This is a genomic window from Clostridium sp. Cult1 (genome assembly GCF_021655095.1).
Taxonomy (GTDB): Bacteria; Bacillota; Clostridia; order Tissierellales; family Tepidimicrobiaceae; genus Schnuerera.
On sequence record NZ_PPXW01000001.1, the window covers coordinates 866541 to 883822 of the forward strand.

At 32.8% G+C, this 17282-nt stretch carries 13 protein-coding genes; 10 read left to right on the forward strand and 3 right to left on the reverse strand.

The features are described from left to right. Nucleotides 1–14 precede the first annotated feature (14 nt). The 5 genes from C3E89_RS04120 to C3E89_RS04140 all read left to right on the forward strand — a co-directional run bounded on the left by C3E89_RS04120 (nt 15) and on the right by C3E89_RS04140 (nt 6064). Nucleotides 15–1847: an NAD(P)-binding protein gene (locus C3E89_RS04120; protein ID WP_236911219.1), complete on the forward strand. Its 1833-nt coding sequence runs from the start codon at nt 15–17 to the stop codon at nt 1845–1847. Further along, complete coding sequence (locus C3E89_RS04125) at nt 1841–3565, forward strand: NADH-dependent [FeFe] hydrogenase, group A6 (RefSeq protein WP_236911220.1); 1725 nt, start codon at nt 1841–1843, stop codon at nt 3563–3565. The genes C3E89_RS04120 and C3E89_RS04125 overlap by 7 nt, the downstream gene beginning before the upstream one ends. 64 nt (nt 3566–3629) lie before the next feature. Beyond that, nucleotides 3630–4625, forward strand: a complete 996-nt coding sequence (locus C3E89_RS04130) for an ABC transporter substrate-binding protein (RefSeq protein ID WP_236911221.1) — start codon at nt 3630–3632, stop codon at nt 4623–4625. Continuing rightward, a complete protein-coding gene (locus C3E89_RS04135; RefSeq protein ID WP_236911222.1) occupies nt 4600–5358 on the forward strand; it encodes an ABC transporter permease in 759 nt (252 codons plus the stop codon). The genes C3E89_RS04130 and C3E89_RS04135 overlap by 26 nt, the downstream gene beginning before the upstream one ends. 4 nt (nt 5359–5362) lie before the next feature. Continuing rightward, nucleotides 5363–6064 (forward strand): ABC transporter ATP-binding protein, encoded by a 702-nt coding sequence (locus tag C3E89_RS04140; RefSeq protein WP_236911223.1) that lies wholly within the window; start codon nt 5363–5365, stop codon nt 6062–6064. A 49-nt stretch (nt 6065–6113) separates the two neighbouring features. Here C3E89_RS04140 and C3E89_RS04145 read toward each other — a convergent pair whose 3' ends face one another. Together C3E89_RS04145 and C3E89_RS04150 are read right to left on the reverse strand one after the other, a co-directional pair. Then, nucleotides 6114–7928, reverse strand: coding sequence for an ABC transporter ATP-binding protein (locus C3E89_RS04145; RefSeq protein WP_236911224.1), 1815 nt, complete (start codon nt 7926–7928; stop codon nt 6114–6116). 13 nt (nt 7929–7941) lie between these two features. Continuing rightward, a complete protein-coding gene (locus tag C3E89_RS04150; RefSeq protein WP_236911225.1) occupies nt 7942–8919 on the reverse strand; it encodes an ABC transporter ATP-binding protein in 978 nt (325 codons plus the stop codon). 358 nt (nt 8920–9277) lie between these two features. Between C3E89_RS04150 and C3E89_RS04155 the strand changes: the two genes are divergently transcribed. Together C3E89_RS04155 and C3E89_RS04160 are read left to right on the forward strand one after the other, a co-directional pair. Continuing rightward, complete coding sequence (locus C3E89_RS04155; RefSeq protein ID WP_236911226.1) at nt 9278–10003, forward strand: HAD family hydrolase; 726 nt, start codon at nt 9278–9280, stop codon at nt 10001–10003. A gap of 85 nt (nt 10004–10088) precedes the next feature. Then, entirely contained in the window at nt 10089–11150 is a 1062-nt protein-coding gene (locus C3E89_RS04160) for a GerMN domain-containing protein (protein ID WP_236911227.1), read from the forward strand. Between the two features lie 346 nt (nt 11151–11496). Here C3E89_RS04160 and C3E89_RS04165 read toward each other — a convergent pair whose 3' ends face one another. Next, nucleotides 11497–13365, reverse strand: coding sequence for an ATP-dependent helicase (locus C3E89_RS04165; RefSeq protein WP_236911228.1), 1869 nt, complete (start codon nt 13363–13365; stop codon nt 11497–11499). Nucleotides 13366–13573: 208 nt separating this feature from the next. Here C3E89_RS04165 and C3E89_RS04170 point away from each other — a divergent pair, with 208 nt between their 5' ends. The 3 genes from C3E89_RS04170 (at nt 13574) to C3E89_RS04180 (ending at nt 17214) form a co-directional block, all read left to right on the forward strand. Beyond that, nucleotides 13574–14128, forward strand: a complete 555-nt coding sequence (locus tag C3E89_RS04170) for a phosphatase PAP2 family protein (RefSeq protein ID WP_236911229.1) — start codon at nt 13574–13576, stop codon at nt 14126–14128. 69 nt (nt 14129–14197) lie between these two features. Continuing rightward, a complete protein-coding gene (locus C3E89_RS04175; protein ID WP_236911230.1) occupies nt 14198–15007 on the forward strand; it encodes a nitroreductase family protein in 810 nt (269 codons plus the stop codon). A 113-nt stretch (nt 15008–15120) separates the two neighbouring features. Beyond that, the gene (locus C3E89_RS04180) at nt 15121–17214 is read left to right on the forward strand and encodes a heavy metal translocating P-type ATPase (protein WP_236911231.1); all 2094 of its coding nucleotides are present in this window, start codon (nt 15121–15123) and stop codon (nt 17212–17214) included. Nucleotides 17215–17282 lie beyond the last annotated feature (68 nt).

The following is a 17282-nucleotide window of genomic DNA, read 5'->3' on the forward strand; positions in this document are numbered from 1 at the left end:
AGGGGGGTATGATCATGAGCAGACTTAGTATTATCACAAAAGATAGGGCACAAGCAACTGTTGAAGTTCTCTATAAGGACTTAGAGAGAAGAATAATTGCAAGTCCACCAGGACTATGCCCTATAGACTTGGCTTCATCCTTTTTAAAGATGTGCCATGCTCAAACCTGTGGTAAATGTGTGCCATGCAGAATCGGTTTAGGTCAATTAGAGTCACTACTTGAAGATGTATTAGAAGGAAATGCAACTTTGGAGACAATTGACTTAATTGAAAGGACGGCAAAGACAATCTACTATACTGCAGACTGTGCCATAGGCTACGAAGCAGCCAATATGGTATTAAAGGGAGTACAAGGCTTTAGAGACGACTTTGAGGAACATATTTTAAGAGATCGCTGTACCTTTGAAATTTATCAGCCAGTTCCATGTGTATCCCTTTGTCCAGCAGGAGTTGATGTACCAGGATACATTGCATTAATATCTGAAGGAAGGTATGAAGATGCTATTAGATTAATAAGAAAGGATAATCCATTGCCAGGAGTATGTGCCTTTGTTTGTGAACATCCTTGTGAAAACAGATGTAGAAGGAATATGATTGATAATCCAATAAATATAAGAGGATTAAAGAGATTTGCAGTAGAAAATGCAAAAGAAATGCCTAGAGAAAAGAAGGCACCTGCCACAGGTAAAAAGGTTGCAATTATAGGAGGAGGGCCTAGCGGATTAAGTGCAGCTTATTTCCTTGCTTTAATGGGTCACGATGTAGAAATATTTGAGCAGAGGAAAAAACTTGGAGGTATGTTAAGGTACGGTATTCCAAGCTATAGGCTTCCAAGGGAAGTATTAGACAGGGAAATAGATGAAATTCTTTCTATGGGAATAAAGGTCCATACAGAAGTAACTGTTGGAAAAGATATATCTCTCAGAGATTTAAGAGATAAATTTGATGCTGTATATATAGCAATAGGCGCCCATGAAGGAAAGATAATCAGTATTGAAGGTCAAGAGGTAAAAGGAGTAGTTTCAGCAGTTGATATACTGAGGAAAATAGGTGACGATGAATATCCAGACTTTACTGGACAGACAGTAGTAGTTATTGGTGGCGGAAATGTTGCCATAGATGCTGCCCGTTCTGCTGTTCGTCTAGGAGCTAAGAAGGTAAGCATAGTATATAGAAGGCGTAAAGTAGATATGCCGGCCCTGGAAGAAGAGGTGGAAGGTGCTATTGCTGAAGGCATTGAAATATATGATTTATATCAGCCAATTAGAATAGAAAGTGATGAAGAAAATAAGGTTAAAGCCTTATGGGTACAACCACAAATGGTAGGCCCAATAGAAGGAGGTAGGCCTAAACCAGTAGATGCAGGTAGGAAATCAGTAAAGATGGAATGCGATGTAGTAATAAGTGCCATTGGTCAAGGTATTGAATCTAAAGAATTTGAAAAAGAGGGAATTCCAGTAAGAAAAGGAGTAATAACTGCCCTTGATACTGGTGAGTTTGAAAATATACCGGGAATATATGCAGGTGGAGACTGTGTTTCAGGCCCTGCAACTGTTATCCTTGCAATAGCGGCAGGAAAGGTAGCTGCAGCAAATATAGACAACTATCTGGGCTATAATCACATTATAGAAACACCTGTTGAAATTCCTGCTCCAAGACTAGCAGATAGAATACCTTGTGGTAGAGTTAATATGAAGGAAAGAGATGCAACAGATAGGGTTAAGGACTTTAAACCTGTGGAAATAGGAATGAGCCTTGAGGAAGCAAACCAAGAATCTAGAAGATGCTTGAGATGTGACCACTTTGGATTTGGCGTATTCAAAGGGGGGAGGATTGAAAGATGGTAAGGCTTATCATTGATAATAAAGAAATAAATGTCCCTAAAAACACCACTATAATGGAAGCTGCTAAGATGAACGATATTAACATTCCCAATCTCTGCTACTTAAAAGATATAAATGAAATTGGCGCCTGCAGGGTATGTGTAGTAGAAATAGAAGGTATAAACAGGCTGGTTACTTCTTGCAATAATGTAGTAGAGGAAGGAATGGTAATATATACAAACAGCCCTAAAGTGCGAGAGGCCAGACGCATAAATGTAGAGCTGATACTATCCCAACATGATGCAAGGTGTGCTTCTTGTGTAAGAAGTGGAAATTGTAGCCTTCAAGAGGTGGCAAACAACTTAGGAATTATAGAAGTTCCCTACGAGGAGGATTTACCCCATGCTCAATGGACGGAAGGATTTCCTCTTGTTAGAAACTATGAAAAGTGTATTAAATGTATGAGGTGTGTGCAAGTATGTGACAAAATACAGGATATGCATATATGGGATGTTGCAAATACAGGTTCAAGAACAAGGGTTGACGTTTCACAAAATAGAAGGATTGAAGAATCAGACTGTGCTCTTTGTGGCCAATGTATAACCCACTGTCCTACTGCAGCTTTAAGAGAAAGAGATGATTTAGATAAGGTATATGATGCTTTAGCTGATAAAAATAAGATTACAGTAGTTCAAATAGCACCTGCAGTAAGGGCCGCATGGGGTGAAACTTTAGGAGTATCAAGAGAATTTGCAACAGTTAATAGACTAGTTGCAGCTTTAAGAAAAATAGGTTTTGATTATATATTTGATACAAACTTTACAGCAGATTTAACTATTATGGAGGAGGCAACAGAATTTTTAGAAAGGCTTAAGAACAAAGAAAAGGCAAAATTCCCAATGTTTACTTCCTGCTGCCCTGGCTGGGTCCGCTTTGTAAAAACCCAATATCCAGATATGGTGGAAAATTTATCATCTGCAAAATCCCCTCAACAGATGTTTGGCGCCATAGCTAAAAGCTATTATGCAGATTTACTTGGAGTAGACCCATCCAGAATATTCTCTGTTTCCATAATGCCTTGCACTGCCAAGAAGTATGAAGCTGGACTTTCTGTCATGAGGTCTGCAGGGGCTGGCCAGGATGTGGATGTTGTGTTGACTACAAGAGAAGTAGATAGGCTAATTAAGGCGGAGCATATAAACCCATTTACCTTAAAGGAAGAAGAATTTGATAGGCCTCTGGGAGTTAGCAGTGGTGCAGGAGTTATATTTGGAGCAACAGGAGGAGTAATGGAAGCAGCCTTAAGAACTGCTTACTACTTCGTTACAGGAGAAAATCCAGATCCAGATGCATTTAAAGATGTTAGAGGAAGAGAAGGCTGGAGAGAAGCAAGTTTTAATATAAATGGAGCTAAGATTAGGGTTGCTATTGCAAGTGGATTGGGAAATACAAGAAGATTAATAGAAGCCATAAGAAATGGCTCTGTTGAGTATGATTTTGTAGAGATAATGGCTTGTCCTGGCGGATGTGCTGGTGGAGGAGGCCAGCCTATTCACGATGGAGAAGAATTGGCCTATGATAGGGCAGAGGTATTATATGGTTTGGATAAGATAAATATCTTAAGATTTTCACATGAAAATCCATCTATTATAAAATGTTATGAGGATTTTCTGGGAGAACCCTTATCTGAAAAGTCTCATGAGCTTCTTCATACAGATCAAAGAGCTTGGGAATTATGGTAAATTTAAGGTCTCTAAACATGTTTACATGTTTAGAGGCCACTAATAAATAAGGGGGAGTTTTACAGTGAAAAAATTACTTGTATGTCTATTAGCCATATTACTAGCCTTATCAGTAGCTTGTACCAGGGATGAAAATATGGAAGCAGTGGATATAAATGATACTGAAGAAACACTAATGCTTAGATTTTGTTTCCCAGGAGGAGTGCCTTCCTTAACTGTTGCCAAATTGATGAAGGAAAATCCCGTTATAGATGAAAATATTGCTATAGAGTATGAATTCCAATCAACTCCAGATCTATTAGCCTCCAAAGTGTTAAAGGGAGAAGCTGATATTGCCATAGTTCCTTCTAACCTGGCAGCCCAGCTATACAATAAGGATATTCCATATAAATTAGCAGGCACATCTGTCTGGGGAACCTTATATCTTGTTGGTATTGAAGACATTGACAATATTGAAAGCCTAAAGGGCAGTGAAATAACCTCCTTTGGGAAAAATCTGACACCAGACTTAGTTTTTAAATATGTTCTTTCTCAAAATGGCATAGATGTGGATAAGGATATATCTGTTAATTATTTAAGTGCTGCATCAGAAGTAGGCCCCCAATTTATTGGCGGGAAAACAAATTTGGCTGTATTATCGGAACCACAGACTACAAATATATTGATGAAAAAAGTAGATGCCAAAATATTATTAGACTTTAATGAAGAGTGGAGTAAAATTACTGGCAATGAATATGGCTATCCACAGGCCAGTCTAATTATTAAAGCTGATTTAATTGATAATTACAGGGATTTTTTAGACAAGTTTTTGAATCTTTATGAAGAAAACTTAAAATGGATAATGGAAAATCCACAACTGGCAGGGCAATATATGGAAGAATTAGAACTGGGAATGAATAAGGACATAGTGGTAAATGGAATAGGCCGTATGAATATATATCCATTTAGGATTGATGACAGTATAGAATACTATCAAAAGTATTATGAGGTTTTACTTAATTTTGCGCCTGACGTAATAGGAGGACAAATTCCAGATGAAGAATTCTATCTTGAAAGATAAGGAATTTTCTTTACTTTCAAAGTTAATTCTAATAGGCCTATGGGCTTTTTTATCACATGTAATAGATAGGGAAGTTATATTACCATCAATAAAAAGTACCATTATGAGCTTGATAGATATAATTAAAGACCCATATTTTTTAAATGTTATCTTTCATTCCCTGCTTAGAGGTCTATTAGGATTTTTGTTTTCCCTTGTATTGGCCATTGGCCTGGGAATACTTTCTTTCTTTTCTAAATTTATATATAGTTTAATGTTGCCAGTGCTCAATTTTTTAAGCTCAATTCCTACAATGGCCATAATTATTCTGGCCCTAATATGGCTTAACCATGAGTTGGTACCTATGTTTGTAGGTTTTATAATGGTATTTCCCATACTATATGAATCAGTTTTAAAGGGCATATTAAATGTAGATAAAAAAATAATGGAAATGGCTAAATTGTACAAGGTGGATAGAGTGAACATAGTTAAGGATATATATATACCCAGCATATTTATTAATCTAAGTTCAGTGCTAACTTCAGCTATTAATATCAATTTAAAAATGGTTATAGCTGGAGAAGTTTTAAGCCAGCCAAAATTCGGAATTGGAAGTAATCTTCAGATGGAGAAAATGTACTTAAATACATCTGGAGTCTTTGCCTGGATAATAATAATACTTGTTATTTCAAAAATATTAGGATATGTGGGTATTGTTTTAAGAAAAATCATTAAGGAAGAAAAGTGGAAGTGATATATTGAAGTATTATATAAGAAATATATATAAAAGCTATGGCTCTTTAAGGGTACTGGATAATATAAGTATAGATTTTAAAAAGAACAAAACAACCTGCATATTAGGTCCATCTGGCTGTGGTAAGACCACCCTTTTAAATATAATAGCTGGTATTATAGAAAAGGATGCTGGAGAGGTCCTGGGCTTTGAAAATGAAGATATTAGCTTTGTCTTTCAAGAGGATAGGCTAATAGAATGGAAAAATGTAAGGGACAATATGGCCTTTGTACTGAAGAAAAAAATGAACAAAAAGGAAATTGAAGTTACCATAGACAGATTTTTAAGTCTGGTTAATTTAAAAGAGTACAAATATTACTATCCAAGAAATTTAAGTGGAGGCATGAGGCAAAGAATAAGTATACTGAGGGCCTTTGCCTACCCTTCAAATATACTTATAATGGATGAACCTTTTAAATCCTTGGATATAAGCAATAAAAAGATAGTCCTTGATTTTTTTAAAGAGCTTAGAAGCCTGGAAAAGAGAACCTGTATTTTAGTCACCCATGATATGGATGAAGCTCTGGATTTGGGAGATACAATTGTTATACTATCAGACAAGCCTACTAGGGTAAAAAGGGTTATAGAAAATCCATATATGGAAAGTGGGGTTGAAGAGGATAAGATTAAGCTGAGGAAAGAAATAGAGGCTGAGTTGATGGGCTAAATAAGACAGGGGAACCATCCCCCTGCCTTGTTCCCACGTCTTATTATTATCAATTTCTTAGTATTTCCTTTGATTTTTCCTCTGCAAACTGATTTGTATACAACCTATAATAATATCCTCTTTTTTCTAATAATTCCCTATGCTTTCCTTCTTCTACAATTTTTCCATCTTTAATTACCAGTATCCTATCAGCATTTTTTATAGTGGACAATCTATGAGCAATTATGAAACTAGTCCTTCCTTCAAGTATTTTTTCAATGGCACTTTGAATTCTTTTTTCAGTTTCTGTATCAATGGAGGAAGTAGCTTCATCCAGTACAAATAATTTTGGCTTCCTTACAAGGGCCCTGGCAAAGGATATAAGCTGCTTTTCTCCAGTAGATAATAGATCTCCCCCCTGTGCAACTAAAGTATCATAGCCCTTTTCCATATTCATTATAAGGTCATGGCAGTTTAATAACTTACAAGCTTCAATTATTTCTTCATCTGTAACATCTAAATTACCATATCTTATATTGTCCTTTATGCTTCCACTGAACAGATGGGGGGTCTGTAATACATATCCCAAGTTTTCATGAATCCAGTTTTGGGGTAGCTCCTTATAGTTTACATCATCTATTAGAATTTCTCCCTCTGTGGGTTCGTAGAACCTGCACAAAAGGTTTACAATAGTACTTTTACCAGAACCAGTTTCCCCAACTAAGGCTATGGTTTCACCAGGATTCACTATTAAATTAAAATTTTCAAGAACCTTTTCACCATCTTTATAGGCGAAGGATACATTTCTAAATTCTACTTTACCTTTCATTTGAGGCCAAAATTCCCTTTTAGGATTTAGAAGATCTCCATATTTTTCAACAACTTCCTCCTTATCCAGGATATCAGGAATCTCATTAACTAAGGAGAAAACTCTTTCTGCAGAAGCTTGGGCTGCTTGCACTTCAGTTAGGATTATGGCCAATTGTCTAATAGGCTCAAAAAATTGTGCAGAGTAAGATATAAAGGCTACCAAGGTTCCATAGGATATGGCATTGGATGATAGTTTAACTCCTCCAAAATGTAGAGTCAAAGCAGTTCCAATACTGCCTAGTACAATTACTATGGGAATATAGAGTGAGGAAATTATTGTAGTTCTCATGGATGCCCTTTTCATATTTTCAGTAAGGCTGCTGAATTCCTTAAGATTCAATTCTTCCCTTGTTAATGTTTTAGTAGTCATTGCACCTTGAATATCCTCATTATATGAAGCAGTAATTTGTGAGTTTATTTTTCTTACCTGCCTTTGGGACTTAAGAATTTTTCTTTGGAAATAGAAGCTGGCAATGGCTAAAGGAGGCACTACCGAAAGAGTTATTAGGGCAAGTTTAAAATTTAGTCTAAACATGGCTATTACTATAGCCAGCATCATAGTTATGCCCCAAGCAAAATCAACAATGCCCCAGGATATGGTTTCGCTTATTCTGTTTATATCAGAAGTAAGCCTGGACATTAGCCATCCTACAGCCTTTTTATCATAGTATGAAAGGGGCAGGATTTGAAGCTTTTCAAATCCTCTTTTTCTAATACTATAGGACATATTTGTCTCTATTTTTCCAGCTAATAAAATGAACACAAAGGCATTAAAGGCTTGAAATAAAAAGACTAAAAAGAAAACTAAAATAAATTTATCCAATCCTTTTATCGTATTTTTGCTTATAAAATTATTTATAGCATATTTAGAAAAAAGGGGATATATGGCATCTATAAAACCTACAGTAATCATTACCACAAATAATAAAAGGAACTGATTTTTTTGGGACTTAATAAGCTCATAAAAATTTTTCCATATGCCTATATCTATTTTACTATTGTCAATATTATCCATACTGTCACCTCCACTAGGCATCTAAGGCTAGGTCATCGTTAAAATCATCTATGGCATTTTGAATTTCATATATTCTTCTATAGAGCCCTTCTTCTCTTATTAATTCTTCATGGGTTCCCATTTGGGTGATTTCGCCTTTTTCCAATACTATGATCTTATCAGCCTCTGATACTGTAGATATTCTATGGGATATTATTATGGCGGTAGATTTATTTCTTCTTTCTTTAAGAGCTTTTCTAATAGATATATCTGTTTCTGTGTCTACAGCAGACAGTGAGTCATCAAATATTACAATGGGGCTTTCCATTATAATTGTTCTTGCAATGGCCATTCTTTGTTTTTGACCTCCTGATAAGGAAACTCCCCTTTCTCCAACTAATGTATCATAGCCATTTTCAAAGGATTGAATGTCCTTATGGATATTGGCAATATTTGCTGATTCATAAACTTTTTTATCTTTGATTTTTGGATTAAATAGCCTTATATTGTCCTTTACAGTCTTAGCAAATAAATAGGGTTCTTGTAAAACAATGCCTACATTTTTTCTAATCCAAAGCCTATCAATATCCTTTAATTCTATACCATCTATTTTTATGGAACCCTTATCATAATCATAAAGCCATGCCAATAAGTGAACAAGTGAGCTTTTACCAGAACCTGTAGGTCCTATAATTGCAACAGTTTCACCAGCCTTAATGGAAAATGTAATATTTTTCAGCACTGGTCTATCCTTCTTGTATCCAAAATACACATTTTCAAAGGAAATATTTCCCTTAATCTTAGGCTTTTGATAATTTTCTTCCAGTATTTCAATTGGTTCATCAAATATTTCATTAATACGTCTAGTGCTAACTGTTGCCTTTCCCATATCTGTTAAGGTTCTTCCTAATTGGCGTGTTGGCCATACAAGCATATTCACATAGGAGACAAAAGCAACAAAGGTTCCCAGGGATATTTCTCCCCTTACTGCCCATATACTTCCAAAAATCAATACCAGGCCTATTTGGGTGAAGCATATAAAATCTGAAAAACCCCAATAAATGGCCAGCAGCTGTTTATTTCACGAGTGCATTTTATTTTTAGAAAAAATAAATGTTAGGGTAAATTATTTTCCACCCCAACATTTATTATAGAACCTTTTTATATCTATTTTCCATAATTCAAAACATTGATTAAATCATAGTCCAGGAATTGTTGAAGAATTGTTCAAAATTAGGTATAGATTATTACCAATATGAAGATTTCATTAACGAAAATCAAAATAAAATACAGAAGTTCTTTTGAAAGGTACTACTATACTTACTTGGGTATATAATATATAATAAACTAAAAAGAAATAAGGTGATTTTATGAAGAATATTGCAGCTTTTTTCGATATTGATGGTACCCTTTTTAGAAACTCTTTGATGATACAACATTTTAAAAAATTAATTAAATATGAGGTTATTGATCCATCTATATGGTATAACAAAATAAAGCCTGTTTATGAGGAATGGGAAAAAAGATATGGGGATTTTGAACATTATTTAGAAACCTTAGCTGAAGTCTATATTGATGAATTGAAAGGTGTAAATAAATCTTATATTGAATTTATTGCTTCCCAAGTTATAAATGTAAGTGGGGATATGGTATATAAATATGCAAGGGATCAGATAGAATGGCATAAAAAGCAAGGACATAAGGTGTTTTTTATATCAGGCAGTCCCGATTTTTTAGTTTCTAAGATGGCTGAGAAATATGGAGTTACTGAATGTAGAGGGACTGCCTATTTAGTAGATGAAGAAAATAACTTTACTGGAGAAATAATTAAGATGTGGAATTCTGAAAACAAGCAAAAGACATTAGATGAATTTCTGAAAAGATATGATGTGGATTTAGAAAACAGTTATGCTTATGGCGATACAGTTGGTGATTTATCAATGCTTAAAATGGTAGGAAACCCCATTGCTATAAACCCCAATAGAGAATTTTTGCTAAGCATCAGAGAAGATAATAACCTCTTTAGAAATACTATTGTGATCATTGAAAGGAAAGATGTAATATATAAATTAAGGGCAGATGTAGAAATATTGTAATAGATCTATAAAATAAAATATGTAAATAAGGATATAATCCATATAGAAGGTATAGAAGAAATCCAAGATAGAAGAGGTGATTAGGATGAAAAGATTTATATCCTTAATGAGTATATTGATTTTTATTTCTATAGTATTTACTGGTTGTGGAAGGGTTAATATGCCAAATGAAGATAATACTGCAGTGGACCCTAATGAAGAAAATTTAACTATTGCAGATTACTATCCCTTTAAAGCAAATATGAAAATGGAATATGAAGGAATTGGGAATGAATTTGCTGAGAAGACCACTTTTTTTGAATTTATTGAAGGTAATAGGGGGCAGATTAAGGTATTCAATCCAGGTACAGTTATGGTGAAAGTTTTAGAATACAAAGATGGGGAGCTGAGAGAGGTATTTAGTCAAGGGGAGTTTTACCATATTGAAAATATGTTAAATATATCTAATGAAAACAATAATATTATTTTAAAAGAACCACTAGAAATAGGAACAACGTGGAATACTCCTGGAGGATATAAAAGTAGTATAACTGGAATAGATATTAGTATAGAAACCCCTTATAAAAATTTTAAAGCCCTAGAAGTAACTACTGAACTAGGAGAAGGTAGAAAACAATTAGACTACTATGCAAAAGGCATTGGATTTGTAGCATCTATTTATAAAGACGGAGAATTTGAAGTCAAGACCCTCTTGGAAGATTTAGAAAATGAACCCTATGAAATGGATACTAGATTTTTCTACCCTATGTATGAAGATATTAAAACTGGATACTTGGAAAGGGATATAAGATTTAATACTAATGATAATATAGAGAGAATACTAGAATATAATCTTAAAAATCCTGGCAGAAGCGGATTAATTTCACCTATTTCCGAGGATACCAAGATTAACTCTATAGTATTAGATAGAGGAAATCAGATGGTAAAAGTAGATTTTTCTAAGGAATTATTAACAGATTTGAATGGGGGGAGTGCCATGGAAGGAGAGATACTAAAGAGTATAGTAAATACTTTTGGTGATTTCTATGGAGTAGAGAAAGTTTATATATCCACCGATGGTATCCCCTATAGTTCCGGCCATTTTTCAATAGGAAAAGATGAATTCTTTACTGTTGACTATTCAAATGTAGAAGCTTTAAAGGATTGATATGTAGAAGAACCCCATTTGTAACTGGGGTTCTTTCTTATTAAGCTAAAAATTGTCTTTGTTGTTATTGTCATCCTTATTGTCATTTTTGTTGTTATTTTTATTTTGGTTATTATTTTTATTGCCTTTTTGATTCTTAAAAGAATCTTTCTTATTTTTAGCCACTTTGAACCTCCTCAATAATAATTTTTTAGTGCAATTCTTCATTTATAGTATTCCAAATTAATTAAAAATTATAATAAAAATAAATTTAATTAAATTAATAGACTTAGTTAATGTTAAAGTTGAACTTAAGGTTCAAAATGGCTATAGTTAAAGATTATAAAGGTTAATGTAATACATTAAGCTAAGCATTAAGATTTTCTAGTTCTAATAAAAATCTTGATGGACTAATCTCTTTATCATTTCTATTATTATAAGCCATTAAAGTCAAATGTCTTTTTGATCTTGTCATTCCTACATAGAAAAGCCTTCTCTCTTCTTCTAAAGCTTCAATATTTCCTTTTTTAAAAGCGTCTATACTACTAGTAGGTGGAAAGTCTCCATCAATTAAATCGATTAAATAAACTCGATTAAATTCTAAACCCTTAGCAGAATGGATGGTAGATAAGGTTATGCCATCTCTTGTATTTTTTGACTGAATAGAAAGATATTCTAGATATTTCAATCTGCCAATAAATTCGTTAAAGTCATGGGTTTTAGAAGCGATGATTTTTATATAATTTAAAATTGTCTTCAAAGAATCTAAAGTATATCCCAATTTCATTCCACTTTCCCTCAAATAATCTCCATATCCTAAATTATTTTCAATATGACATATACCTTCATAGGGCTTCATTTTGGATAGTTTTTTAAAATTAAGTTTCAGATCTAAGAAATTCCTTTTATAAAAATTATTTAGTCCAGGAAAGCTTAGCAATCTTTGGAATACAGATTTGTCTAGGTTTAAGGTTTTAATATAATTAACTTGATTTTTAGAAATAAATCCATCCATTTTATAGTATATCCTTTCAAAGGATTGCATATTTGAATTATCATAAGATAATAAGAAAAAATTAATGATATCTTGTAATATCCAATGGTTGAAAAATTTTGCATTTGTATCTTTTATGTAAAAGGGAATATTATTTCTTTCCAAATATTCTATTACACCTATAGCGGATATATTATTCCTATATAGAATAGCTATATCGATATAATTGTCCATTTCTTTTAATTCTTCCATTAGATACTTATATTCTTCCTCTAAGCTATTCACTTTCACTATACTAATTGGCTCCATATATTGGTTTTCTGTAAATATATTTTTATTATACCTGAGGGTATTCTTTTTTATAAATTTATTACATACAGATACTATGTTTTTAGAGGAGCGATAATTTTGTTCCATATAGAATATTTTAGTATTTTTATAAATTTTATTAAATTCAAAAAGTCCTTGAGGATAAGCCCCTCTAAAACCGTAGATGGACTGGTCATCATCTGCAACTATAAATAGATTATTTTTAGGATGGGCTAATATTTTAACTATTTCTAGTTGAACTTTAGAAGTATCCTGACCTTCATCTACTTGTATGTAATCATATTTGTTTCTATACTTATTTAGCAGATAATTATCTGTTTTTAATATCTCATAAGATAGTGTTAACATGTCATCAAAATCTATTAAATTGTTCTTTCTTTTATATTTTTCATAGATATTATATATTTGAGTAAAGTTATTTATATCTAGTTTAAATTGAGATAAAAATTCCTTTGGAGTAATAAGCATATTTTTGATATAACCTATGGAATTTATTATAGTTTCTAGTTTTTCTTCTGTGATGTAATCCTTATTTATGGAAAAATATATTTTTTTAAGTATATTAATTTTGTTTATATCTTTATTATTATCTTCTATAAGGGTATATCTAGTCTTATTTTTGAAGGCATATTCCCTTATTAGACTATAAGCAAAACTATGGATAGTTGAAAAATGGACTGGTATAGGAGAAATATCCCCATATATACTATTAAATCTATTTTTCATATCTCTAGCAGAAGCCTTGCTGAAGGTAATAGACAATATCTTTTCGGGGCTAATATTTTTATTAAGGATTAAATTAGCTGTTCTATGAATTAATACCGTAGTCTTTCCTGCTCCTGGAACAGCTAAAACTAAAGCTGGTCCATTTACATGGGATATTGCTTTCTTTTGTTCTTTGCTCAAGTTCACAAAAACACCACCTTACTAACGAAAAAATTATGTATCCAAAGGGCCTTACTTCCTAATCTATATTAACATGAATATAGCTTTAAAAAAAGTTTAAAAACCTTGACAGGTGAATTGTTTAGTCAATTGAGCCCAAATAGGTTATAATATCTTAATAAGGGTAAGAGTAAAATGAAATAATTGTATATACTAACTGTAGAGGTGGTCATAGGTGAAAAAAGGTTTTAAATGGTTTGATGAAAAGTTGATTAAAATTATAAATAGAAATATGAAATCCAAATTTTTAGATAGATTCATGCCTAGATTTACTAATTTAGGTGGTGTTGTTTTTACTACATTATTTATTTTAATATTATTGATATTTGGCAAGGGCAAGGCTAGAATTATAGGGATACAAGGAGCTGCAACTCTTGCTATTAGCCAAACCCTTACCTATAGTCTAAAAAGTCTATTAAGCAGAGAAAGACCTTATAATATACTAAAAAATCTTAATACCTTTGGGATTATTTTAAAGGATTATTCCTTTCCTTCAGGACATACTTCTGCTAGTTTCTCTGTAGCTACTACCATAGCATTAAACATGCCTAAGTTATCCATTGTTGTCCTTACTGTAGCATTACTTATTGGTATTTCAAGAGTTTACTTAGGTGTTCATTATCCAACAGATGTGGTGGCAGGTATTATATTGGGGGTAGGTTCAGCTATTGTAGTCCATGTTTATTTAATGGATTATATAAAAAATTTAATTGATTTATTTCAAATCTAAATAGGATTAAAACCCAATAATGGTGGTATATATTAATATATAGCAATAGAAAGGGTGATGGAATTGTTAATGAGTAATTTTTTGAAAAATAGGAAATCTACTAGGGATTTTAAGAAGAAAAGACTAGACAATATAATCAAAACGGAAGTATTAGAAATTTTTAAGGACCTAGAAGAAGAGGTAAATAATGAGTACTTTAATTTTATATTATTTGAAGAAGGGGATAAAATCTATAAGTCCTTAGATGGGTTAGCAGGTTATGCAGGGGTAATGATAGAAAGCCCTTATTATATTGGCATTAGATTAAAGGAAGTTACAGAAAAAGCTATTATTACTGCTTCTTATTATACTGAAAAGTTGATGACTCTACTAGCCAATGAAAATCTCGGTACCTGCTGGGTAAATGTTAAGGATGTAGACAAAAATATTAAGGCTGATATCCTTGGTGAAGATAATAAAAATATTGGATACTTAGTGGCTTTAGGCTATCCAAAAGCTAAGAATCCTTTTGTGCAGGAAGCAACTAGTTCCAGATATGGAGTAAGCGATATTGTGTATAAAGATAAAATAGGTAATCCTGTAAGTATAGAGGAATTAGAGAGCAGAGGATTAGACGATTTATTTTATTACATAAGGTTTGCACCTTCTAATTATAATTTACAGCCTTGGAGGTTTATTTTAAAAGATCATAAAATAGTTTTACTCCTAAAGTATTCGGAAGAGGGGAAAACAGATCTTATGGATGCAGGAATAATAATGTACTATTTTAAAGCTTTAGGAGAAGTTATAGGATTAAAAAAAGAATGGAATTTACTAGATGAAACAGATATAGAATATGATAATTCTAAGTATAAGCCTATTGGGGAATTCAGGTTATAAAAAACGCCTAAAAAGGCGTTTTTTATTGACAGTTTTTGATCTGAGGCATATAATATAATCAAACATATGAACACTTGCTCATATGTTAAAAAGTAAGCAAGGGGGATATATAGATGAAAGAATTCATTCTAGGATTAGAAGGATTGAACTGTGCAAATTGTGCATCAAAAATTGAAAAGTTGACAAATGAAATTGATGGTGTAGACAATGCAACTTTAGATTTTGTAACAAAGAGATTAAGGGTTAACATAGTTGAAGAAGATAGATCAAAAGGGATTATAGAAGAAATTAAAAATATTGTAAAAAGATTGGAACCAGATGTAAAAGTTGTAGAAGAAGGGCATGATCATCAACATAGTCATGATCATGGAGTTATAGGTAAAAAAGATATAATAAAAATAATTATTAGTGGAATCCTTTTTATAATACCATGGTTATTTAAATTAGATGGTACTTCTAGATTTACAATATATCTAGCGTCTTATATTATCATTGGGTCGGAAATAATAATTAGAGCTATAAAGAATTTATTTGCAGGACAATCCTTTGATGAAAATTTCCTAATGACGGTAGCCACTTTAGGAGCCTTTACAATTGGAGAGTATCCAGAAGGAGTAGCTGTAATGCTTTTTTATCAAGTAGGGGAGTTTTTCCAAGGGTTAGCAGTCAATCATTCTAGAAAATCTATATCGTCTTTGGTGGATATTAGGCCAGATTATGCTAATTTAGAAAAGAATGAGGAAATAGTAATTGTCAATCCCAAAGATGTCCATATCGGAGATTATATAATAGTAAAACCAGGGGAGAAGGTTCCTCTAGATGGGGTTGTCGTCCAAGGGAAATCTTCTGTTGATACATCCAATATAACTGGAGAATCGGTACCTAGGACTATTAATATAGGGGATATGGTACTGAGTGGATTTGTTAATAGAGAAGGATTATTAAAAGTTGAAGTTAAAAAAGAATTTCAAGATTCTACAGTATCGAAGATATTGGATTTAGTTGAAAATGCTTCAAGCAAAAAAGCGCCTACAGAAAACTTTATAACTAAGTTTGCTAGATATTATACTCCAGTAGTAGTATTTACAGCTTTAGCAATTGGATTGATTCCACCTTTATTTTTAGGTTATGATATATCTGATTGGGCTTATAGAGCTTTTGTATTTCTTGTAATATCATGCCCATGTGCTTTGGTTATATCAATTCCTCTAGGATTCTTTGGAGGAATTGGAGGAGCATCTAAGGTAGGGGTTCTGATTAAAGGTGGAAATTATTTAGAAGGGTTGAATGAGGTGGATACTATTGTATTTGATAAGACGGGAACAATTACTAAGGGTACCTTTAAAGTGACAGAAGTGGATGGTTTTGGAGAAACTACAGCAGATGAAATAATAGAATTGGCAGCTTTAGGAGAATCCTATTCGAATCATCCAATAGGTAAATCTATAGTAGATGCTTATGGCAAAGAAATAGATAAAAATAGGATTACTAACTATAGAGAAATAGCAGGAAAAGGAACCCAATCAGATATAGATGGTAATAAAATATTAATTGGTAATAAAAAAATATTCGAGGACAATAATATAAAAGTTGAAGAAAAAGAGTCCATAGGAACAATAGTATATGTAGGTAGAAATGGAGCTCATATAGGAACTATAGTGGTATCTGATGAATTAAAAGAAAATGTAATTAAGGACATTAAAAATATTAAATCTGAAGGAATTAAAGAAACTATAATGCTTTCTGGAGATAAAGAAGAAACTGCTATTAAAGTAGGAGAGCTAGTAGGTATCGACAAAGTATATGGGAATCTACTACCTCAAGATAAGGTTAAAATATTTGAAACAATATTAGAAGAAACCAAGGGTAAGGTTGCCTTCGTCGGTGATGGAGTAAATGATGCACCAGTTCTCGCAAGAGCTGATATTGGAATAGCCATGGGTGCATTAGGTTCCGATGCGGCCATTGAAGCTTCTGATATTGTAATAATGACTGATGAGATAGGAAAAGTAGCAATAGGTATGAAGATTGCTAAAAATACAAAGAGAATAGTTACTCAAAATATTATATTTGCATTAGGGGTTAAGCTTATAGTGTTAGCACTAGGTGCCTTTGGATTTGCGACTATGTGGGAAGCCGTATTTGCTGATGTGGGGGTTTCCATAATAGCCATATTAAATTCTATAAGAGCGTTAAAGATAAAGTAAATTGAAAGGCAGGGTTGTTCAACGGATTGAACAACCCTGCCTTATTTAAATATATATTTTTATCTATA